Annotated in this window: 1 protein-coding gene; it reads right to left on the minus strand. The window is 37.4% G+C overall.

The window, feature by feature from the left end; genetic code table 11:
- Positions 1 to 392, minus strand: a 392-nt coding sequence (locus tag BACFIN_RS21875) for an ISAs1 family transposase (RefSeq protein WP_316929380.1), incomplete at its 3' end; no start/stop codon positions are given.
- Positions 393 to 460 lie beyond the last annotated feature (68 nt).

Consider the following 460-nt stretch of genomic DNA (forward strand, 5'->3'; position numbering starts at 1 on the left):
CACTTTTTACTGTAGTCTTCCCGAAAGGTAACATCCAGTTGCCAATGAAGATTATTCTCAATAGACCAATGCTGCCTGATGGCAGACGCAATCTCCTCCGGTTTGGTATTATCAAGTGAAGTTACATAGTATCTGACCTCTTGAGTATATTCTCCTGTTGCTACTATTGTCCTCTCCGACTTTATCCCTACAATAGACTTCAACCCTACAAGTTTCTTCTTAAACATTTTCTCCATAATAGATCCATAACTGACTACAGTGCATGTTCTTGTCTCAATCCTTCCATGTCCGGTGTTTTCCGACACATGCCTGGTGACTCTATTGATTATTTCATCTTTATCCTGATAATCGTCAATGATTTGTTTAGCCAGTTGATTAATTTTTTTTCTTATTCTCCTTTATAGCTATAATATAATTTGCATCATGCTCAATAATGGTCTGGGTATATTCTTTCTGGCCA

Origin of the sequence: Bacteroides finegoldii DSM 17565 (assembly GCF_000156195.1) — a bacterium.
GTDB classification, from domain to species: domain Bacteria; phylum Bacteroidota; class Bacteroidia; order Bacteroidales; family Bacteroidaceae; genus Bacteroides; species Bacteroides finegoldii.